Raw genomic sequence first — 20,127 nt, 5'->3', positions numbered from 1 at the left:
CATGTTTGGCAAAGATAAGGCGAGCCGCGCGGCGGCAGGCGTCGAAACGCTGATCGGCGCGCAGGCGACCATCCGTGGCGATGTGCTGTTCACCGGTGGCTTGTATGTGGAAGGCCAGATCGAGGGCGGCGTATTTGCCGATGCCCAGGCGGCCGGCGCCACCCTGACCATCGCCGACCAGGGCCGCGTGCACGGCGAAGTGCGCGCGCCGCATGTCATCGTCAATGGCAATCTGGAGGGCGATGTTTACGCCAGCGAGCGGATTGAGCTGGGCCCGAATGCGCGCATCCATGGCAATGTGCATTACAAATCAATCGAAATGGCCGCCGGCGCGCAGATCACCGGTCGGATGGTGCACGCCGAACAGGCGCCCAAGCAATTGCCGAATCCAGAGCAGGTCAAGGGTGAGCAGCTGAAGGCGGTGAAGGACGAGGCTGCCTGAACCCAGCCTGCTTGATTTTCCATTCTCTACACCCACTTGATCAGTATCTGGCCGATACTCTGCGTATGAATGCAGTTCCAACCTACCAAGACATCGCAGCGCCGCTGAATTTCACCGACGCGGCCGCTCACAAGGTGCGCCAGCTGATTGAGGAAGAGGGCAATCAGGCGCTGAAATTGCGGGTGTACATCCAAGGCGGTGGCTGTTCCGGATTCCAGTACGGCTTCGAGTTCGATGAGCAGCGCGCCGACGACGATTTGGCGATAGAGAACGAGGGCGTCACCCTGTTGGTGGACCCGCTCAGCTTGCAATACCTGATGGGCGCTGAAGTGGACTACACCGAGAGTTTGCAGGGTGCGCAGTTCGTGATCCGCAATCCCAACGCCAAGACGACCTGCGGCTGCGGCTCTTCGTTCACCGTCTAACCGCCATGCGCCCGGTGCGTGCCAATCTGTTCGAGGGTCTGGCTCTCGATCGCAGTGCCGATTTTCGCCAGCGGCCGCAATGGCTGGCTGAGGCCTGGTCTCGCGCCCGCCTGATTCGAGTGGATTTTGAAGGCCGGATGGCGCTCAGCGCGGAGCGCCAGTTGTTGCTCGAGCACGCCTGCGAGGTGGCCGATGCGCTGCCGGAAGAGGCCGTGTTTCTGGGAGCGGCGGAGGATATTCCCTGGTTCGCCTTGCCGCTGCCAGCAACCGAGCCAGGGGCAGCACGCATCGGTCTGCGCGAAGCCGCGATGCAATGCCCACCTTTTCTGGCTGGCCTGTTTGCCTATGCCAAGGCGTTGCTGCTCTGGCATACGCGAGCGCGCTTCTGCGGTGCCTGCGGCGCGGAAACGCAGATCAAACGCGCCGGGCATACCCGGCTGTGCAGCAATCCCGACTGTCAACTTGAGCACTTTCCGCGCACCGATGCGGCGATCATCACCCTGGTCTGCGATGGCGAACGCGCCTTGCTCGGCCGTGGCGCGACCTGGCCGGAAAAGCGATTCTCCACCTTGGCCGGCTTCGTTGAGCCCGGTGAATCGCTAGAGGACGCGCTGCGCCGTGAAGTGTTCGAAGAGGCCGGCATTCGGGTCGGGCGTTGCCGCTACCGAAGCTCACAGCCCTGGCCGTTTCCTGCTTCGCTGATGCTGGGCTTCTATGCCGAGGCTGAGTCCACCGAACTGCGTCTGGGCGACGAACTGGTCGAGGCACGCTGGTTCAGCGCCACGCAGATTGTCGAGGAAGCCGCCGCCAAGCGCTTGCTGTTGCCGTTTCCGGTATCGGTGAGCTATCGGTTGATCGAGGACTGGCTGATCGATCAGCTTGGTGAGACAGCGGTGTTCGAGGCGCTGGGCAGCCACTGATCGGCGCTCGCAGCCCTTGAATGGGCCCGGCGCATGGCCTAGCCTCAAGTCGATCTATTGGACGCGCCAAACCACGCGGCTCGATGGCGCCTTGCGGAGTGCCCTGATGTCGATAGCGATGATTGCGCTTGCCGTGGTGTTACTGGTCAGCCACTACCGACCGCAATGGGCCGGCTGGCGACGGCCTGACCGGGTCGCCGACGCACTGTCGGCCCTGGGTAACCGGTTGGGCCTGGACCAGCGCGAGGGTCTGATCAGTGTGCTGCTGCTGATCGTCCTGCCGAGCGTGTTACTGCTCTTGCTGCAGCAATTTCTGGCTGAGCGCTGGCTGGGTTTGGCCGAGCTGGCGCTCGGCGTGGTGGTGCTGTTCCTGTGCTGGGGGCCGCGCGATCTCGATGCCGACGTCGCCGCCGTCGTCGACACCCGCGAGCCCAGCTCGCGGCGTCTGGCGCTGCAGAATCTCGGGCTTGCAGACCCGGACGCGCCTTCAGCGCCGGGCCGCCTGTTCTATGTCGCCCTTAACCGGTGGTTTGGTCCACTGTTCTGGTTCGTGGTGCTGGGTCCGGCCGGCGCCATTCTGTTCCGCCTGACGCGCCTGGCCAGCGATCCTTTGCCCCGACCGGATAGCGCGCTGGCCAAGTTGCGGCTGATCGTCGACTGGCCGGTGGCGCATCTGATGACCCTGGCCCTGGCGGTGGTCGGTGACTTCGACACCGTGGCCGCGGCTTGGCGGCGCTGGCACCTGGCCGACCATCGCGGCTGGTGGACAGGCTCGGTCGAGTTCCTGCAGCCAGTGGCCGAATGTAGCGTGGTGGTGGAGCGGCACGAACAGTTGGAGGAGGCGCGTGAGGAGGCCGAAGATGAGGGCATCCCGCCACCGGCTGACGATGAGGGGCCCGATCCTCTGGGCACCGCCTTGCACGATGCCCAAGTCTTGCTGTGGCGGATTCTGACCGCCTGGCTGGTGGTGCTAGCTGTTTTGCTGCTGGCGGGTATCGCCAGCTAGTGTCATGTCGCATAAATAACATTCATAAATGACGTATACTTTTGCGGGCTTGGTTGCGGGAAACGCTGATGGGCCGATTGCGCGCGGATGGTGAGATTGAGCTCTTCGTAACCCGATACAACGCTGACGCAACCCCTTTCCAGTGGATCGCCACCGCCGACTCAATCTTGCAAGAGATCGCGCGCCTTGCGAAACGTATTTCTGCGACATGACACTAGCGAGCTCTGATTCATCGGCGCGGCTACTGCAGGTCGCCGCGCAGTTCGCGCACCTTGGCTTCAAGTTCCGCTGCGCTGCTGTTCGGCGGCAGCGCGGGCGCTGCACGCACGCCGATCCGGGCGCGCAGTCGTCGCGGCAAACGCATGCGGCCGAGCAGGCTGTCGCGGCGACTCCACATGCTGCGCCACAGCCCGGTGATCGCCAATGGCACCACCGGTACCGGGGTTTTGGCCAGAATGCGTTCGACGCCAGGACGGAACGGCGCCATCTCGCCGTCACGGGTCAAGCCGCCTTCAGGGAAGATGCCGACGATCTCACCATTTTTCAGCGCCTGCTCGACTGCTTCGAACGCCCGCTGCATCAACTCGGGATCTTCCTTCGAGCCGGCAATCGGAATGGTCTTGGCGGTGCGGAATATCCAGCCCAGAATGGGCAGTCGGTGGATCTTGTAGTACATGACGAAGCGCACCGGACGCGGTACGGCGCCGCCCAGCACCAGCGCATCGACGAAGCTGACGTGATTGCATACCAGCAGGGCCGGCCCCTCATCCGGCACGTGCTCTTCGATGCCTTCGACCTTGACCCGATACAACAGATTCACCGCGATCCAGACCAGGAAACGCATGGCGAACTCAGGCACCAGGCTGAAGATGTAGATCGCCACGATCGCGTTCAGAATGGCCGTGATCAGCAGCAGCTGTGGGATGTTGAGGCCGGCGTTGAGCAGGATGATCGCCATCACCGAGGCGACCACCATGAACAGGGCGTTGAGAATATTGTTGGCAGCAATCACCCGCGAAATCTTCTCGCGCGGGCAACGCTGCTGAACCAGGGCATACAGCGGCACGATATAGAAACCGCCAAAGAAGCCGATCAGGGCCAGATCGATGGCGATGCGCAGGTTGCCGGGAAGATCGAGAAAGGCGCGCCAATCGAGTCCGCTCACGCTGGCCGCTTCGGGGCGGGCGAAGTACAGGTCCACGCCGAACACGGTCAGCCCCAATGCGCCCAGCGGAACCAGGCCGATCTCGACCGTGCGGCTGGACAGCTTTTCGCACAGCAGCGAGCCCAGGCCAATGCCCAGCGAGAACAAGGTGAGCACCATCGGCGCCACGCTCTCGTCGCCTCCGAGGTACTCCTTGGTGTAGTTCGGCAGCTGGGCGAGGAAGATCGAGCCAAAGAACCAGAACCAGCTGATCCCTAACACCGAGTTCAGTACGGCGCGATTGCCGCGCAGCTGGCCCAGGGTGTTGAGGATGGCGCGCGGAACATTCGGATCGATGCGAATGTCGTTGGCGGTCGCCGGCAGCGGCGGAATCGCTCGACTGCTCAGCCAGCCAGCCACGGCAAAGCCAATCACTGCCATCGACACCCAGGTCGCCCCCCACTCGAAGCCCGCCATCAGCCAGCCGCCGAGCAGGGTGCCGAGCAGGATGGTCAGGAAGGTGCCGGCCTCGATCAGGCCGTTGCCACCCACCAGTTCCTCAGGTTTCAGGATCTGCGGCAGGGCCGAGTACTTGATGGGGCCAAATAGGGTGCTCTGTGTGCCCATCAGAAACAGCACGCCGATCAGGAAGGGCAGCGAGTTCAGCCAGAAGCCGACCGCCGCCAGCATCATGATCAGCACCTCCAGCAGTTTGATCTTGCGGATTGCGCTGCTTTTCTCCTGGCGCTCGGCCCATTGACCGGCACTGGCCGAAAACAGAAAGAACGGCAGGATGAACAGGCCGGCTGCCAGATTTGACCAGAAGTTGATATCGGCACTGGTCAGACCGGCGATCTTGAATGCAATCAGGATGACCAGGGCGTTCTTGAACACGTTGTCGTTGAACGCGCCCAGGGCCTGGGTGAGGAAAAACGGTAGGAATCGGCGGGTACGCAGCAGTTCGAACTGGCTATGGCCGGCCATGCAGGGTCCTTTGCAGCAAGCTGCGGCCGATCATGCCAAATCGACCGCCGAAATGTCGCCCGCACACCGGGCCAACGGTTCAGGTGTTCTAGCGCCGACGCTCCAGCGCCACCTGGTTGTCAGCTTCGAGCTGATCGGCAAGGTATTGTCGCTGGACTTCGCTGCCGCTGACGAATCCGCCGCGGAACAGACGGGCACCGGCTTGCCACAGCAAGGACATGGTACGGGCGTCGTCGATGTCGCCGGCCAGTACTTCGCACTCGTGCGCCAGCGCCAGGCTGATCAGGCGCTTGGCACGCTCCTGTGCGGCCGGTTCCTTGCCGACCTGCTCGATCAGGTTGCGACTCAGACGCAGCTGCGAGAATGGCTGCAGCAGCTCGGCGTCGATCGTCGGCTCGCTGCTGCCATAGCCCATCAAGGACAGGGCGCAGCCGAGTTCCTCCAGACGCCCGGCATGCAGCTCGACGCTGCGTCGATGCAGGCGCAGCCAGTCTTCGCTCACCTCCAGATACAGGCGACGGTGCCTGGGCAGGGGCGCGCGGCCCAGCAAGTCGGCCAGGTGGGCTACCAATGGGGTCAGGTCCGGATTGCGCTGCAGCGGCGTGACCACCACCCGGGCCAGATCGGGCTGATCCTGCTCGCGCTTCAACAGACGTACCGCCGCGGTCAGGGCCCATTGGTCGACCGCCGCCAGCAGACCGCGCTGTTGCATCGCTGGCCTGAATACCGCAGGTGAAAGCCATTCGCCGTCGGGGCTCAGGCACTGCACCTCAGCACTGAAGGTGTTCGGAGCGCCGCCGTCGACATCGACATAGGCCCGCAGGGTCAACGCCAGCTGAGCGGTATCCAGGCTGTCTCCAAGGCGCAGGCCGGTGACGTCGGCGTCTGCCACCAGACGTACCACTCGATTGCCACCCTGTCGCTGGGATTCACGCTGGCCTTTTTCCGCGTCGCGTAGCCAGTCATAGCCATTGCGGTAGCCGTTGGCCGGCACAATCGCCACGCTGGCCGAGGTGTGCAGAATATGGCGTCGATAGCGAAACGGCAGTTGCTCGATCTTGCGGCGCAGCAAGTCAGCCAGTTGTTCGGCGTGCCCGCCTGGGCGATCCTGGCAAAGGATCGCAATCACTGTATCGCTGATCGGCGACCACACCGCCTCGGGCTCCAGCCACTCGTCGATCAGCTGTTCCAGCTGTTCGTGCATGGCCCACCAGGCCGGCGCACCGTGCTGCGCGCGTACAAGATCCAGTTGGTCCAGACCGAGATAGATCAACGCGGCTTGTTCGCTGGTTTCATCCTGCCGACCCAGCAGTCGGTCGATGTGCTCCATCAGATGCTGCCGATCCATGGCGCCGTGGTGATTGCGGGCGCGCAACAGGCCGCTCATGCGGGCGGCACGCCGCCGCCCCAGAGCCAGCGCGCCGCGGACTTCCTGTACCAGCTGAGTGTGCTCGATGGTCTTGGGCAGACATGCAGTCACGCCCAGGTGCAAGGCCTGTTCGATTACACCCTGATCGAGCTCGCCGCTGATCAGCAGCAGGGGCACGGTTTCGCACTCGGGCACATCGGCAAGAAGCCGAATCAGTTCCTCGCCGCTGCAGCCTGGCATGTGGCGATCGAGCAGGATGGCCGTCGGCTTGAAGCGCTGAATCTTTTGCAACGCCTGCAGCGGGCTGCGCAGGCTCTGCACGTCCATCCCCGCCTCGCTGAGCACCAGTTGAAAGTAGCGCAGGATTTCCGGGTCGTCATCAATCAGCAGCACCCGATCTGGTTCGCGACCGTTCTCGGCAAAGCTGGCCAGTTCACTGAGCAGCAACTCGACATCGACCGGCTTGCAGAGATAGCCGCTACAGCCAGAGCGCAATCCCTGCAGCCGGGCGGTCAGATCGGTGCGCGCCGACAGCAGGATGATCGGCACATCCGGGCCGGCCTTGCCTCGAATCAGTTCAACCGCATCGGCGCCGCTGACGGCCGGCGGCGGGAAATGCCAATCCAGCACCACCGCCGCCACGTCTTCGTGGTCCAGACATTGCAGCGCAGATGACGGGGCGTCGGCTGAAACCACGCGATAGCCGGCCGCTGCCAGGTGCACATTCAACAGCGCACGCAAATCGGGGTCGTCGTCGACCACCAGCACCGGCAGCTCGCTTCGGCTCGGGCCCAGCGGATGAGCTGCCGGGCGCTCCACTTCCCGGGCGGCAAGCAAGGTTCGGCACAGGTCTTCGACCAGCTCTTCGACCCTCGCCCGCTGCGTATCGCCGACATGCTGGTGATCCAGCGCCTGCAGCAATTGGTCCAGTGCCTGGGCGCGATCGGAGATCAGCGGAAAGCCGTAGGCGCCACCGCTGCCGGCCAGGCGATGCGAGAGCGATTGCAACAGGGTGACCCCGTCCTCGCTCCAGTTGAGAAACTTCAGCTTGTCCCACAGCTCGCGCACCTGCTGCGCTTTCAGCGGCAAGGAGCGACGATAGGACTGCTGCAGCTCCTCCAGATGGCCGTGTGCCGCGCCGCTCATAGCTGGATCCTTTGGCCGGTTGGAAACCAACGCCTCAATCACCCCACTCGGTTCGCAAGCGAACTGGCTCTATAGCGCCAAACGCGCGGTCCGACTGCTCTCCAGCTTACTCGAAGCTCCCGCTGAACACAGGTACCTCGATTGCCCGCAGCTCGACCACCAAGCGCCGTGAAATGGGCTCGTAGTTCTGGCGCCACGTCAGGAGAGGTTTGCTACCCGCGACGCACCGCTCTCCAGCCGATATCGCTGCGATGGAACTCGCCGCGCCAGGAGATCTTGTCGACCGCCGCGTAGGCACGCTGCTGCGCATCGGCGATGTCGCTGCCCAGGGCGCAGACGCATAGCACCCGGCCGCCGGCGGTGATGACCTGGCCTTCGGCATCGGTTGCCGTGCCGGCGTGAAAGACCTTGGCATCGGGGCCAAGGTCGGTGTTAAGGCCGAGGATCTGGTCGCCGCTGGCGGGGGTGCCCGGATAGTGTTCGGCGGCCATCACGACGCCGAGACTGGGGCGCGGATCCCAGCCCACCAGCTGCTGCGCCAGCTTGCCGTCGATCGCGGCTTCGACCAGGTCGAGCAGATCCGATTGCAGGCGCAGCATCACTGGCTGGGTTTCCGGGTCGCCGAAGCGCACATTGAACTCGATCACCTTCGGTGCGCCAGACTTGTCGATCATCAGGCCGGCGTAAAGAAAACCGGTGAAGGGAACCCCATCGGCAGCCATGCCGCGGACGGTGGGCTCAACCACTTCGCGCATCACTCGCGCATGCACATCGGCGCTGACCACTGGCGCCGGCGAGTACGCCCCCATACCGCCGGTGTTGGGACCGGTGTCGCCGTCGCCGACTCGCTTGTGATCCTGCGAGGTGGCCATCGGTAGCGCAGTCTTGCCATCGACCATGCTGATAAAGCTGGCCTCTTCACCATCGAGGAATTCTTCGATAACGACGCGCGCGCCGGCGCTGCCGAAGGCGTTGCCGGATAGCATGTCGCGCACCGCGGCTTGTGCCTCTTCCAGCTCCATGGCCACGATCACGCCCTTGCCGGCGGCCAGGCCATCGGCCTTCACCACGATCGGCGCACCTTTTTCCTGCAAGTACGCCAGCGCCGGCTCGACCTCGCTGAACACCGCGTAATGCGCGGTCGGAATACCGTGCCGAGCAAGAAAGTCCTTGGCGAAGGCCTTGCTGCCCTCAAGCTGAGCGGCAGCTGCGCTTGGCCCAAAAATGCGTTGTCGTGCCGCTTGAAAGCGGTCGACCACGCCAGCGACCAGGGGCGCTTCCGGGCCGACTACGGTCAGCGCCACCTGCTCGCTCTTTGCCAGCTGAAGCAGGCCATCAATATCGGTCGCCTTGACCGGTACATTGCGGCACTTGGCCTCGGTAGCGGTACCGGCATTGCCCGGGGCGACCAGCACCTCGCTGACCTTGCGCGACTGCGCCAGTTTCCAGGCCAGGGCATGTTCGCGGCCGCCGGAGCCGATCAGCAAGACTTTCATCGCGGGTTCCCATCAGGCAAGGGCCGCGATTGTACGACGAGGCCGCCGGTCGTAGGGTGGGCCTCTGGCCCACTATCAGGGCAACAAAGCGTCTATTCCTGCCAATGATTCAGGCCTGGCGGCTCGCCCTTCATCCGCACCACGCAGAAACGCTGGCCGGTCGGTGCCTGCATCACTACCCAGCGCCCCCCGCGTGGCCGTGAGATCTGCACCGCGCCCAGCTTAACTAGGCGTTTGACTTCTGCTTCAATGTCGTCGGTTTCGATATCAAGGTGCACGCGCGAGGCGTGATCGACTTTCTGCACTTCGATATGCAGCTCGCCAGGCCCCTTGTCGAGGCGGGCATAGCGGTCTTCACCGCCTTCGTCCGGGTCGACTATCGCCAGGCCCAGGGCCTGCGACCAGAAGTCGGCCGCGGCACCGAGATTGTCGGTCTGGCAGTCAATGATGAAACCGGCGAGGCGCGAGCGATGGGTCATGAGTTGATCGGCCTTCGCGACTACTGCGGCAGAGCGAGGTCGTCGAGCACGCCACGCAGAAAGCGCGCCGCCTCGCCACCGGTCACGGCGCGGTGATCGAAACTCAGGGACAGCGGAATCAGCCGGTGCGTCTCCACGCCGCCCATCACCGGCACCACTTCGTAGCGCAGACGACCGGCGGCAAGAATGGCGACGGTCGGCGGCACCACGATCGGGGTGGCATAGCGACCGGCAAACTTGCCGAAGTTTGACAGGCTGATGGTGTAGCCGGTCAGCTCGCTGGCCGGCAGGCTGCGTTGCTCGACCTGCTGGCGCAGCCGGCCGATGGCCTGTCGGGTGGCGGCGAGATCGAGCATGTCGGCATTGCGCAGGGCTGGAACAAACAAGCCTTCGGCGGTATCAACGGCAAGCCCGACATCGACCTGAGAATGCAGGGTGCGGGTCAGCTTCTCGCCATCAAACCAGGCGTTAAGGGCGGGTTCGACCCGACAGGCGGCGACCAGGGCGCGAATCAGCCGAGCGGTGAGATCGTTGCCTGGGCTCCAGGCCTGGATATCGGCATCGTCGCTCAGGGTGGTGAGCACCACTTCAGCCTGGGCCTGGGCCATCACCCGCGCCATATTGCGGCGCACCCCGGTCAGTGGCTGCGGTTGGCCGCTGACCTCCACGCCCGGCGGCTGGGTGCGCATGGGTCGGCCGCTGGCCGAGGTGACGGTGCGCTCGGCCGCCGGGGCTGGCGCGGGCTCGCTGGCCACCTTGCGCGGCAGTGCGCCGCTTGCAGTTGGCGCTGCCGTGCCCGCCGATGCAGCATGCTTGACGTCCTGCAGGGTGACGATGCCATCGGCACCGCTCGGCGTTACCCGTGCGATGTCGACGCCGAGCTTGCGCGCCAACGCGCGCACCGCCGGCATCGCTTTCACCCCGCCGACCGATACTGCCGCCTGTTCACGCACCTGGTCGCTGGCGCTCATCGCGCCGACGACGGTACCGGCATCCTGCTCGGCCGCCTTGCTGGGCGCGGCTTCCTTGGTCTCTTGTTTCGCGGGAGCGTGATGGTGATGACCGGTGTCATGGCCGGCCGCACGTTGGCGTGCGCTGGGATCAATCTCGAATTCGGCCAGCACGTGGCCGGTAGTGATCACGCTGCCGGCCTCGCCGGCCACATTCAGCAGCTTGCCCGAGCACGGTGACGGCACTTCGACCACCGCCTTGGCGGTTTCCATCGCCACCAGGGGTTCATCCAGCTGCACCGATTCGCCGGGCTTTACTAGCCATTCCACCACCGTGGCATCGGGCAGGCCTTCGCCGAGGTCGGGTAGATGAAAGGCGTAACGTTCACTCATGTTCGACTCCGGGGTGAATCGATATGTTCAGATGGGTGGTGCCCGCAGTCGGGCCTACTGGGTTTCAACGCCCTGGTCGGGCGGAATGTCCAGGGCATCGTAGGGAATCCAGCCACGATCGCCATCGCGGTTTTCGCACCAGATCGAGGGGAAACCATCGCCCTTCCACATGATCCGCACCGGATCGCCGGCGCGGGCGCTGAGGTGATTGCTGCAGTATTCCACCTTGGCGATGCCGAGCATGCCGGTGATCTGCAGTACCGATCGCGGTACCCAGCCGGCACACAGGCCGCCATCGTCACACCAGAAATAGTCGGGCCAGTCGGGGTGCGCCTGGCCGACGCGTACCTGATCGCCCGCCTGCAGCGTCAGTGGCAGGGCGTCTTCGGCGTCGACGTCACGGGTAACAGTGCCGGTGATTGCTCTTAACATCAGCTGCGCTCCATGGTGCGGCGCGCCGCAGCGCAAATCCGCTCGACGCTGGGCAAGTATTTCATCTCCAGCCGGAACAGTGGGATATGCGTGTCCCAGCCGGTGACACGCTCCACCGGGGCGACCAGATCGAACATCGACTGCTCGGCCAGGCGGGCGGCGATCTCGGCGCCAAAGCCGCCGGTGCGTGGCGCCTCGTGAACGATCACGCAGCGCCCGGTGCGGGCCACGGATTCGGCGATGGTGGCGAAGTCCAGCGGTCGCAGGGTGGCGACGTCGATCACTTCGGCGGAAATGCCATCCGACTCCAGCTTTTCGGCCGCTTCCAGACATTCCTTGACCTGCGCGCCCCAGGTCACCAGGGTGACATCGATGCCATCGCGCAACACGTAGCACACATCCAGCGGCAGGGCCTCGCCGTCATCCGGTACCTCTTCCTTGTACTGCCGATAGATCCGCTTTGGCTCGAAGAAGATAACCGGGTCGGGGTCGCGAATCGCCGCCAGCAGCAGACCGTAGGCGCGCTGCGGCGAGGACGGCAGCACCACGCGCAGACCCGGCACGTTGGTGAACATCGCCTCGTTGGCCTCGCTGTGATGCTCGGGGGCTCGGATACCGCCGCCCCAGGGCACGCGCAACACCAGCGGGCAGGTCAGGCGGCCGCGGGTGCGGTTGCGCATTCGGGCGGCGTGGCAGATCAATTGATCGAGCATCGGATAGACGAAGCCATCGAACTGCGCTTCGGCCACTGGCTTCATGCCTTGCAGGGACAAGCCGACAGTTAAGCCGGCAATGGTGGTTTCATCGAGCGGGGTGTCGATCACCCGCTGATCACCAAAGCGTTGCTGCAGGCCGGCAGTGGCACGGAATACGCCGCCGTTCACGCCGACGTCCTCGCCCAGCACCAGCACCGCGCCGTCATTGGCCATCTCATAGGCCAGGGCCTGGGTGACCGCTTCGATCAAGGTAATGGCGGCCATCAGCGTGGGCCCTCCAGTTGCGCGCGCTGGCCGCGAAGATCATCCGGCAATTCAGCGTAGAGGTAGTCGAACATGTCGGTGGCCGGCGGCGGCGCCAGTTCAAGATAGGCGTTCACTTCTTCGTCGACGCGCTGGTTGCACTCCTGCTTCCATTCGGTTTCTTCGCTCTCGCTCCACAGACCTTGTTCGATCAGGTAGCGGCGCAGGCGCAGCATCGGTTCCTTTTCCCACGCCGCTTTCACCTCAGCCTCATCGCGATAGCGTCGCGCATCATCGGCCGTGGTGTGATCGGACAGGCGATAGGTGATGCATTCGATCACCGTGCCGCCGTGACCGTTGCGGGCGCGCTTGATCGCGTGCTCGGCGACTTCGCGCACCGCCAGCAGATCATTGCCATCGACCTGAATCGACTCCAGTCCGCCGGCCAGGCCTTTTTGCGCCAGGGTCTGTGCCCCGGTCTGCGCCCGACGAGGCACCGAAATCGCCCACTGGTTGTTCACCACCACCAGTACCAGCGGTAGGGCGTAGGCGCCGGCCGAGTTGAGCGCAGCATAGAAGTCGGATTTCGAACTGCCGCCATCACCCACGAAGGCCACGGCGACGCGCGGTTCCTCGCGCAGCTTGAAGGCCAGGGCTGAGCCGGCGGCATGCAGACACTGGGTGGCGATCGGAACACAGATCGGCAGGTCGTTGATTGCCTGTTCGAAGCAGCTGCCGCGCTCATCGCCGCCCCAGTACATCAGGATCTCGCGCGGGCGCACGCCGCGCATCAGCATGGCGCCGATCTCGCGATACGACACCGCCAGCAAATCATCGACGTGCATAGCCGAGGCCACGCCGACATGGGAAGCCTCGTGGCCGAGGCAGGAGGCATAGGTGCCGAGCTTGCCGGTGCGCTGCAGTGCCACGGCCTTGCTGTCGAAACTACGGGTGAACAGCATATGACGATACAGATCGACCAACTGCTGCGGTGATTCCACCCAATTCGGTAGACGCTCGCCTTTCAGCCGGCCATCGGCGGCCAAATGCTCGACATACTCGATGGAAAAACTGGCGGCCACGCTCATCCTTGCTTCTCCCTGGTTGCTCCGCGTTGCAGCCGCGACCCTGATCGGCACTCGGTTTCCCCTGCAACATTCACCTTGATAGCAGCGCGGAGGGTGGCGGCGCAAGCCGCAGTGCAACTAGACATCATGCCGATTCCATGCCAGCGGCGGCGTGGGTGGTGGCCGTCCTTCCCGCCTGCAGGGCCGCGCCGCATGCACTACCATGCACGCCTCTGTTCGATGACGCCACCATGTCTGAATCACGCAATCAACGAGATCTGGAAGAGGGCATCACCCGCGACTTGCGCGGGCGCCTGAGTTACGCCGGCTATCTGCAGCTGGATCGCCTGCTGTCATCCCAGCATCCACTGTCCAATCCGCCGCACCATGACGAAATGCTGTTCGTCATCCAGCATCAGGTGGCCGAACTGTGGCTGAAGCTGATCATTCATGAACTCAAGGCGGCGATCGCTTTCTTGCGCCAGGATCGCGTCGGCCCGGTGCAGAAGGTGCTGGCGAGGGTCAAGCAGGTGCAGCGTCAGTTGTTCGAACAATGGGCGGTGCTGGAAACGCTGACACCCAGCGAATACGCTGAGTTTCGCGATGTGTTGGGGCCGTCATCGGGCTTTCAGAGCTATCAGTACCGCACGGTGGAGTTTCTGCTCGGCAACAAGAATGCCGAGATGCTGGCGGTATTCGACTATCACCCTGAGGTACAAGCCCAGCTTCGCGAAGTGCTGGAAGCGCCCAGCCTGTACGACGAGTTCCTGCGTTATCTGGCCCGCACCGGCCATTCGGTGCCGAAATCGCTGCTCGAACGTGATGTCACCCAGCCGCATCAGCGTTGTGAACAACTGATCCCGGTGTTCAAGGCGATCTACGAAGACACCAAGCAGCACTGGTCGGCCTACGCGTTGTGCGAACAGCTGATGGATATCGAAGATGCGTTCCAGATGTGGCGCTTCCGACACATGCGCACGGTCGAGCGGATCATCGGTTTCAAGCGCGGCACCGGGGGGTCCAGCGGCGTGGCTTTCCTGAAGAAGGCTCTGGAGCTGACCTTCTTCCCCGAACTGATCGAGGTTCGCACCGTTCTCGGCCAGGGCTGATCCCGCGCCGTCTTCCCTTCTTGCCTGAGTGAGTACAGCCGATGACTGAAACCTCTGTCTCCGCGGAATCGCGGCCGAATTGGGTTGGCCGGTCGCTTGACATGATCGAGCGCGTCGGCAACAAGCTGCCCGATCCGGCGGTGCTGTTCCTGCTGTTGATGGTGTTGGTGTGGGCCCTGAGCTGGTTGTTCTCCGGTGTCAGCTTCAGCGAAGTCGACCCGCGCAATGGCGAGCCAATTGTGGTGCGCAACCTGCTGGCAGGCACGGCGTTGACCGGATTCATGGCCGACATGGTGCGGACCTTCGTCAACTTCCATCCGCTCGGTGTGGTGCTGGTGGCGATGCTGGGTCTGGGCGTGGCCGAGCATACCGGCTTCATCAAGACCAGCCTGCGCGCCATGCTGGGCGTGACGCCGCGATTTCTGCTGACCCCAATGCTGATTGCGGTCGGCATTCTCAGTCACGTGGCGGTGGATGCTGGCTACGTGCTGGTGATTCCCCTGGGTGCAGTGATTTTCTACGCCGCCGGGCGCCATCCGCTGGCCGGTATTGCGGCGGCCTTTGCTGGCGTCTCGGGCGGCTTTTCAGCCACTTTGTTCGTGCCATCGAGTCTCGATCCGATGCTGGCCGGCATCACCCAGGTGGCGGCGCATCTGATTGATCCCAGCGTGCGGGTCAATCCGCTGAACAATTACTTCTTTACTACCAGTTCCACTCTATTGATCGTCCTGATCGGCTGGGTGCTGACCGACAAGGTGATCGAGCCGCGTCTGCGTCGCACTGCAGTCGATGGCGATCCCGCCGACATGCCCAGCCTCGATGCGCTGAAGCCGGAGGAAACGCGAGGGCTGTGGATGGCTCTGCTGGCCATGCTGGTGGCCGCTGCGCTGCTGGCGCTGAGCATGTGGCCGGAATCCTCGCCCTGGGGCGCGGCGCCGGCCCAGGTGCCGGAAGGCGGCCATCGGCTGCTGGTCTCGGCGGCGCCGTTGATGCAGAGCATTGTCGGGCTGATCTTCGTGTTCTTCCTGATTCCCGGCATCGTCTATGGCTATGTCGCCGGCACGGTGAAAAGCCATCGCGATGTGGTGCAGGGCATGAGCAAGGCGATGAGCGGCATGGGTTACTACATCGTCATGGCCTTTTTCTGCGCCCAGTTCATTCATGCCTTCGGTCAGTCCAATCTTGGCGTGCTGCTGGCCATCAAGGGGGCCAATTTCCTGCGCGAATCGGGCCTGCCGCTGGGCTTCACCCTGGCCGGTATCGTGTTCCTCACCGCCTCGGTCAATCTGCTGGTCGGTTCGGCCTCGGCAAAATGGGCCTTGATCGGTGCCATCATGGTGCCGATGCTGATGGAGCTCGGTGTTTCGCCTGACTTCACTCAGGCTGCCTACCGTGTTGGCGACTCCAGCACCAATATCATCACGCCCTTGATGCCCTACTTCCCGCTGATTGTGGTGTTTTGCCGCAAGTACGTCACCGGCAGCGGCATCGGCACCCTGGTCGCCCTGATGCTGCCCTACTCGGTGGCTCTGCTGTTGATCTGGACCGGCTTTCTGCTGCTGTTCTGGGCGCTGGGTATCCCGCTTGGCATTGGCGCCAGTTACACCTACGGCAGCGGCTGAACGTCGCTGACAAAACTCGCTTTGCCGCAGCCCTGTTCAGCTGCCGTTTGACTCCGAACCCGAGTGCGGGTACACCTTGCGCGCTGTTTTCCGTGCCGGGTGGCGGAACGCGCCGCCCGCGGGCGGCACGACTGCACCCGGTTCCGTTCCAATGCAAGACCCAGGAATCGCCTTGATGAGTGCACAGATGCCCCCCAGCCGGCCCGCGCCGGAACCACAGGAACTCGCCCCCGATCACCACGCTTTCCGACCGCCGCCGGCTGGCGAATTCTTGGGGCACCCCAATGCACTTTGGAACCTGTTTGGCACCGAGTTCTGGGAACGCTTCATGTACTACGGCATGCGCGCCATGTTGGCGGTGCATGTGGCATCGGCGTTTTTTGCTCATCTGGGAGAGAACGCTCGTGCAGAAGCCAGCCTGACCTACGGCGGCTTTACCTCGCTGGTTTACATGACCGGCATCCTGGGCGGCTACGTGGCCGACCGTATCCTCGGCTATCAGCGCTCCATCATGCTCGGTGGCGTGTTGATGGCGATCGGTTGCTTCATGTTGATGGCGCCCGATCTGACCACGTTCCTGGTCGGTCTGGCGGTGATCATTGTCGGCAATGGCTTGTTCAAGCCGAATATTTCGACCATGGTCGGCAAGCTCTACCGGCCGGGCGATGTGCGGCGGGACTCGGGCTTCACCATCTTCTATATGGGCATCAACCTCGGCGCCCTGGTGGCCCCGTTCATTTGCGCCTCGATCATTGGTCAGCAATACGGCTATCGCTGGGGTTTCTTTGCCGCCAGCATGGGCATGATCTTCGGTCTTGTGGTGTTTCAGGTGGTTAAGGGTTGGCTGGGTCATGTCGGCACTGCGCCGGAAGGCAAGCAGGGCGTCGGCCCCATCATGCAGATCTTCGTCGCCTCGGCAGTACTGGTTGCCCCGGTCTACATCCTGCTCAGCATGAGCGATGTGCTGGCTGTCGTGCTGATCGTCTTGATGCTGGGGCTGGCTGCGTATTTCGTCTGGAGCGGCATCCAGAGCGGCGACAAGCAGCAGTTGCACCGCTATATCGCCATGCTGATCCTGTTTGCGGCCAACATTCTCTTCTGGGCGCTGTTTGAGCAGGCCGGCTCTTCGTTGAACTTCCTCGCCCAAGATCACGTGCGCATGCCGGACGTGTCGATCTTCGGTTGGACGCCGACATTCGAAGTGTTTCAGTCGGTGAATCCCATTTTCATCGTGGTGCTCGCGCCCTTGTTCGCCTCGATGTGGATCAAGCTGGACAAGGCGGATTGGAACCCTTCGATCCCGCGCAAGTTTGCCTACGGGCTTGTCGGTGCGGCGCTGGGTTTCTACATCCTGGTGTTCGCCATCGGCAACAGCGTGGGTGATGACGGCAAGATCAGCTGGATCTGGTTGACCTTGACCTATCTGATTCACACCATGGGCGAGCTTTGTCTGTCGCCGATTGGCCTGGCGATGGTGACCAAGCTCGCGCGCCCACACGAAACCGGTCTGGCCATGGGCGGCTGGTTCCTCTCCATCGCGATGGCCAATTTCGTTGCCGGCCGGATCGCCGCGATCGCATCGGGCGGCGGTGGACATGGTGAAGCTGCCGGCTCGCTGATGCAGTATGCCGATACCTTCAATCAGTTGTTCTGGCTGGGCATCGTCATTGCCGCGCTGTATTTCGTAGCGGCGCCCTTGATCAACAAACTGATGCACGGCGTGAAATAAACCAACCGTTTCATCGAAACAAGAACGGCGACCTCAGGGTCGCCGTTTTTCTATCCATCAGTTCTCCGCGAGTGCGCCAAACGACCGCGTCCTCAAAGCCCCTGGGCAGGCAAAGATCGGCTCCCTAACCCCACCCCGGCCCTCCCCGAACATCGGGGAGGGAGTTCCGGGGCACCCGCCGGCGCGCGAAAATCAGTGCGCATCGATCTCTCCCTCAAGGGGAGAGGGGAGCGAAACGCAAGTTGCGATATCGGTTCGTGGAGAGAGGGAAAGAGGCTTAGCGCTCTACTACCAAATCGTCACCCGCTCCTCGCCGGCACGCACCATCGGATCCTTCTCGCTGCACTGGAAGGCCGTGGCGAACTGCGGAATGTTCTGCGCCGGGCCGTAGGCGCGGAAGGTGCCCGGCGAATGCGGGCCGACCGTGAGCTGCACTTTCAGCTGCTCTTCGGTGTAGTTGATCCGCCATACCGTGGCCCAGTTCATGAAGAAGCGCTGATCCTGGCTCAGGCCCTCGACCATCGGGTCGATGAAGCCTTCTGCACGGGTTCGGTGCAGCGCATCGAGCGCCACGGTGACGCCGCCGAGGTCGGCAATGTTCTCACCCAGGCCGAGCTTGCCATTGACGAACATGCCGGGCAGGGCTTCGTAGCTGCTGTACTGATCAGCCAGTTTCGCTGTGTTGGCCTCGAACTGGGCACGGTCCTGGTCGGTCCACCAGTTGCTGAAGTTGCCTTGAGCATCGAACTTGCTGCCCTGGTCATCGTAGCCATGCAACATCTCGTGGCCGATCACCGCGCCAATGCCGCCGTAGTTCAACGCGTCATCGGCCTCGGCATCGAAGAACGGCGGTTGCAGGATGGCGGCCGGGAACACGATCTCGTTGGCGGTCGAGCGGTAATAGGCATTCACCGTCTGCGGGCTCATGCCCCACTCACTGCGGTCGACCGGCTTGCCGATCTTGTCGAGATTGAACCGATAGTTAAAGGCGACTGCGCGCTGGACATTGCCGATGTAGTCATCCGGACGAATCTCCAGCCCAGCCCAGCTGCGCCACTTGTCCGGATAGCCGATCTTCGGGGTGAAGGTCGACCACTTCTCCAATGCCTTGGCCTTGGTTTCCTCGCCCATCCAGGCCAGGTTCTCCAATCGCACCTTCAGCGCCGCGCGCAGGTTGTCGACCAGCTGTTCCATCTTGGCCTTGGAGGCCGGTGGGAAGGCCACCTCGACATACAGCTGTCCCAGGCCCTCGCCGATGCCACCGTTGACCGCACTGAGAACCCGCTTCCAGCGCTCCTGCTGCTCTTTCTGGCCAGCCAGGGTGCGGCGATAGAACTCGAAGTTCTGCTCTTCGAATGCCGAGCTGAGGTAAGGCGATGCGTCATCGATGGTCTTGAAGCGCAGCCAGGTCTGCCAATGTTCGACCGGCGTTTCCGCCAGCATGGTATCGACCTGCTTGAAGAAGTCGGTCATGGCCAGCGAGAACATGCTCGGCGCCGGTACGTCGATGGCGCTGAAGAAGGCGGTCCAGCTGAAGTTCGGCGTCAGGGCGTCGGCCGTTGCCAGGTCGACCGGGTTGTAGCGATTGGCCGGGTCGCGCAGTTCGAGTCGGGCCAGAGAGGCCTTGGCCAGCTCGGTTTCAAAGGCCATTACCTGCTCGGCCTGTGTCTTGGCCTCAGCTTCGCTGCCGCCCGCCAACACCAGCAGTTTCGCCACATGTTCAAGGAAGGCGGCGCGGGCTTTCAGATAGTCCTCGCGATCCTCCAGATAGTAGGCGCGCTCGGGCAGCGACAGGCCGCCTTGCATGGCGTAGGCGATATTGGTGGTGGAATCCTTGATGTCGGCGCTGCCGTAGAAACCGAACAGCATGCCGGTACCGCGGGCATAGCGTTGGCGCAAATACTCGGCGATCTGCTCACTGCTGCTGAGTGCGGCGATGGCATCGAGTTCGGCCTGAATCGGCGTGATGCCGGCGGCCTCGATGGCAGCCTGGTCCATGCCCGACTTGAAGAAATTACCCACCTGACTGCGCACCTCACCTGACGCGCCCGGCGCGGTGGCGGCCGCCTTGGCGATCTCGTGCTGAATGGCCAACGAGCGCTCGCCCAGGGCCGGGAACGCACCCCAGGTAGTGCGGTCACCGGGAATCGGATTGCTGGCCAGCCAGCGGCTATTGACGTGATTGCCAAAGTGCTCGCAGGCGCGAATCGAGGTGTCGAGGTCGCTGGCCTGGAAGCGGATCGGCTCCGGTACGCGGCTGAAGTCGATGCTAAGGGGCGCCGGTGCGCTGGCGGCGGCAGTGGCGCTCGGCGCGCTGGCTTGCGGCGCTTCGCTTTGCTGGGAGCAGGCGGCCAGGCTGAATACGATGGCGGCGCTGAGTAGCGCCGGACGGGTCTTGGACGGGTACATGAAGGGTCTCCCCAGGGTGGATGCGGTGATCGCTCGAGCCGGAAGC

At 63.4% G+C, this 20,127-nt stretch carries 16 protein-coding genes; 7 read left to right on the top strand and 9 right to left on the bottom strand.

Going from position 1 to position 20,127, the window contains the following annotated elements:
• The first annotated feature begins 1 nt into the window (after nucleotide 1).
• From IFO71_RS04215 to IFO71_RS04200, 4 genes are all read left to right on the top strand, one after another.
• A complete protein-coding gene (locus tag IFO71_RS04215; RefSeq protein WP_192028287.1) occupies nucleotides 2-442 on the top strand; it encodes a bactofilin family protein in 441 nt (146 codons plus the stop codon).
• A gap of 65 nt (nucleotides 443-507) precedes the next feature.
• Entirely contained in the window at nucleotides 508-867 is a 360-nt protein-coding gene (erpA, locus tag IFO71_RS04210; protein WP_192028286.1) for an iron-sulfur cluster insertion protein ErpA, read from the top strand.
• A gap of 5 nt (nucleotides 868-872) precedes the next feature.
• Nucleotides 873-1,787, top strand: coding sequence for an NAD(+) diphosphatase (nudC, locus tag IFO71_RS04205; RefSeq protein ID WP_192028285.1), 915 nt, complete (start codon nucleotides 873-875; stop codon nucleotides 1,785-1,787).
• A 106-nt stretch (nucleotides 1,788-1,893) separates the two neighbouring features.
• Entirely contained in the window at nucleotides 1,894-2,793 is a 900-nt protein-coding gene (locus IFO71_RS04200; RefSeq protein WP_192028284.1) for a hypothetical protein, read from the top strand.
• Between the two features lie 241 nt (nucleotides 2,794-3,034).
• On the opposite strand, the gene IFO71_RS04195 is transcribed toward IFO71_RS04200, so the two are convergent.
• The 8 genes from IFO71_RS04195 to pdhA form a co-directional block, all read right to left on the bottom strand.
• A complete protein-coding gene (locus IFO71_RS04195) occupies nucleotides 3,035-4,921 on the bottom strand; it encodes an MFS transporter (protein WP_192028283.1) in 1,887 nt (628 codons plus the stop codon).
• A gap of 88 nt (nucleotides 4,922-5,009) precedes the next feature.
• Nucleotides 5,010-7,436, bottom strand: a complete 2,427-nt coding sequence (locus IFO71_RS04190; RefSeq protein WP_192028282.1) for a response regulator — start codon at nucleotides 7,434-7,436, stop codon at nucleotides 5,010-5,012.
• A gap of 212 nt (nucleotides 7,437-7,648) precedes the next feature.
• The gene (purD, locus tag IFO71_RS04185) at nucleotides 7,649-8,932 is read right to left on the bottom strand and encodes a phosphoribosylamine--glycine ligase (RefSeq protein WP_192028281.1); all 1,284 of its coding nucleotides are present in this window, start codon (nucleotides 8,930-8,932) and stop codon (nucleotides 7,649-7,651) included.
• A 92-nt stretch (nucleotides 8,933-9,024) separates the two neighbouring features.
• Nucleotides 9,025-9,411 carry a VOC family protein gene (locus IFO71_RS04180; protein WP_192028280.1) on the bottom strand — a complete coding sequence of 129 codons (387 nt, stop codon included), beginning with the start codon at nucleotides 9,409-9,411 and terminating at the stop codon, nucleotides 9,025-9,027.
• 20 nt (nucleotides 9,412-9,431) lie between these two features.
• Nucleotides 9,432-10,754 (bottom strand): dihydrolipoamide acetyltransferase family protein, encoded by a 1,323-nt coding sequence (locus IFO71_RS04175; RefSeq protein WP_192028279.1) that lies wholly within the window; start codon nucleotides 10,752-10,754, stop codon nucleotides 9,432-9,434.
• Between the two features lie 54 nt (nucleotides 10,755-10,808).
• A complete protein-coding gene (locus IFO71_RS04170; protein WP_192028278.1) occupies nucleotides 10,809-11,186 on the bottom strand; it encodes an SH3 domain-containing protein in 378 nt (125 codons plus the stop codon).
• The gene (locus IFO71_RS04165; protein WP_192028277.1) at nucleotides 11,186-12,166 is read right to left on the bottom strand and encodes an alpha-ketoacid dehydrogenase subunit beta; all 981 of its coding nucleotides are present in this window, start codon (nucleotides 12,164-12,166) and stop codon (nucleotides 11,186-11,188) included. The genes IFO71_RS04170 and IFO71_RS04165 overlap by 1 nt, the downstream gene beginning before the upstream one ends.
• Nucleotides 12,166-13,233 carry a pyruvate dehydrogenase (acetyl-transferring) E1 component subunit alpha gene (pdhA, locus tag IFO71_RS04160; protein ID WP_192028276.1) on the bottom strand — a complete coding sequence of 356 codons (1,068 nt, stop codon included), beginning with the start codon at nucleotides 13,231-13,233 and terminating at the stop codon, nucleotides 12,166-12,168. Before pdhA ends, IFO71_RS04165 begins: the two co-directional genes overlap by 1 nt.
• 230 nt (nucleotides 13,234-13,463) lie before the next feature.
• On the opposite strand from pdhA, the gene kynA reads away from it, so the two are divergent.
• The 3 genes from kynA (at nucleotide 13,464) to IFO71_RS04145 (ending at nucleotide 17,672) form a co-directional block, all read left to right on the top strand.
• Nucleotides 13,464-14,321: a tryptophan 2,3-dioxygenase gene (gene kynA, locus IFO71_RS04155; protein WP_192028275.1), complete on the top strand. Its 858-nt coding sequence runs from the start codon at nucleotides 13,464-13,466 to the stop codon at nucleotides 14,319-14,321.
• Nucleotides 14,322-14,362: 41 nt separating this feature from the next.
• Complete coding sequence (locus tag IFO71_RS04150) at nucleotides 14,363-15,943, top strand: AbgT family transporter (protein WP_192028274.1); 1,581 nt, start codon at nucleotides 14,363-14,365, stop codon at nucleotides 15,941-15,943.
• A gap of 175 nt (nucleotides 15,944-16,118) precedes the next feature.
• Complete coding sequence (locus IFO71_RS04145) at nucleotides 16,119-17,672, top strand: peptide MFS transporter (RefSeq protein ID WP_192028273.1); 1,554 nt, start codon at nucleotides 16,119-16,121, stop codon at nucleotides 17,670-17,672.
• 288 nt (nucleotides 17,673-17,960) lie between these two features.
• Here IFO71_RS04145 and IFO71_RS04140 read toward each other — a convergent pair whose 3' ends face one another.
• Nucleotides 17,961-20,081, bottom strand: a complete 2,121-nt coding sequence (locus tag IFO71_RS04140; protein ID WP_192028272.1) for a M13 family metallopeptidase — start codon at nucleotides 20,079-20,081, stop codon at nucleotides 17,961-17,963.
• Nucleotides 20,082-20,127 lie beyond the last annotated feature (46 nt).

The sequence above is a fragment of the Pseudomarimonas arenosa genome (assembly GCF_014841215.1).
Classification (GTDB): Bacteria; Pseudomonadota; Gammaproteobacteria; order Xanthomonadales; family Xanthomonadaceae; genus Pseudomarimonas; species Pseudomarimonas arenosa.
This window is presented reverse-complemented; position numbering and strand designations above follow the sequence as displayed.

Excerpts from the sequence above, each read along its gene's own strand:
- IFO71_RS04180 (WP_192028280.1), bottom strand. The coding sequence starts at position 9,411 with ATGACCCATCGCTCGCGCCTCGCCGGTTTCATCATTGACTGCCAGACC.
- IFO71_RS04165 (WP_192028277.1), bottom strand. The coding sequence starts at position 12,166 with ATGGCCGCCATTACCTTGATCGAAGCGGTCACCCAGGCCCTGGCCTAT.
- nudC (WP_192028285.1), top strand. The coding sequence starts at position 873 with ATGCGCCCGGTGCGTGCCAATCTGTTCGAGGGTCTGGCTCTCGATCGC.
- IFO71_RS04190 (WP_192028282.1), bottom strand. The coding sequence starts at position 7,436 with ATGAGCGGCGCGGCACACGGCCATCTGGAGGAGCTGCAGCAGTCCTAT.
- IFO71_RS04200 (WP_192028284.1), top strand. The coding sequence starts at position 1,894 with ATGTCGATAGCGATGATTGCGCTTGCCGTGGTGTTACTGGTCAGCCAC.
- IFO71_RS04175 (WP_192028279.1), bottom strand. The coding sequence starts at position 10,754 with ATGAGTGAACGTTACGCCTTTCATCTACCCGACCTCGGCGAAGGCCTG.
- IFO71_RS04215 (WP_192028287.1), top strand. The coding sequence starts at position 2 with ATGTTTGGCAAAGATAAGGCGAGCCGCGCGGCGGCAGGCGTCGAAACG.
- kynA (WP_192028275.1), top strand. The coding sequence starts at position 13,464 with ATGTCTGAATCACGCAATCAACGAGATCTGGAAGAGGGCATCACCCGC.
- IFO71_RS04195 (WP_192028283.1), bottom strand. The coding sequence starts at position 4,921 with ATGGCCGGCCATAGCCAGTTCGAACTGCTGCGTACCCGCCGATTCCTA.
- IFO71_RS04145 (WP_192028273.1), top strand. The coding sequence starts at position 16,119 with ATGAGTGCACAGATGCCCCCCAGCCGGCCCGCGCCGGAACCACAGGAA.
- IFO71_RS04140 (WP_192028272.1), bottom strand. The coding sequence starts at position 20,081 with ATGTACCCGTCCAAGACCCGTCCGGCGCTACTCAGCGCCGCCATCGTA.
- purD (WP_192028281.1), bottom strand. The coding sequence starts at position 8,932 with ATGAAAGTCTTGCTGATCGGCTCCGGCGGCCGCGAACATGCCCTGGCC.
- pdhA (WP_192028276.1), bottom strand. The coding sequence starts at position 13,233 with ATGAGCGTGGCCGCCAGTTTTTCCATCGAGTATGTCGAGCATTTGGCC.
- IFO71_RS04150 (WP_192028274.1), top strand. The coding sequence starts at position 14,363 with ATGACTGAAACCTCTGTCTCCGCGGAATCGCGGCCGAATTGGGTTGGC.
- IFO71_RS04170 (WP_192028278.1), bottom strand. The coding sequence starts at position 11,186 with ATGTTAAGAGCAATCACCGGCACTGTTACCCGTGACGTCGACGCCGAA.
- erpA (WP_192028286.1), top strand. The coding sequence starts at position 508 with ATGAATGCAGTTCCAACCTACCAAGACATCGCAGCGCCGCTGAATTTC.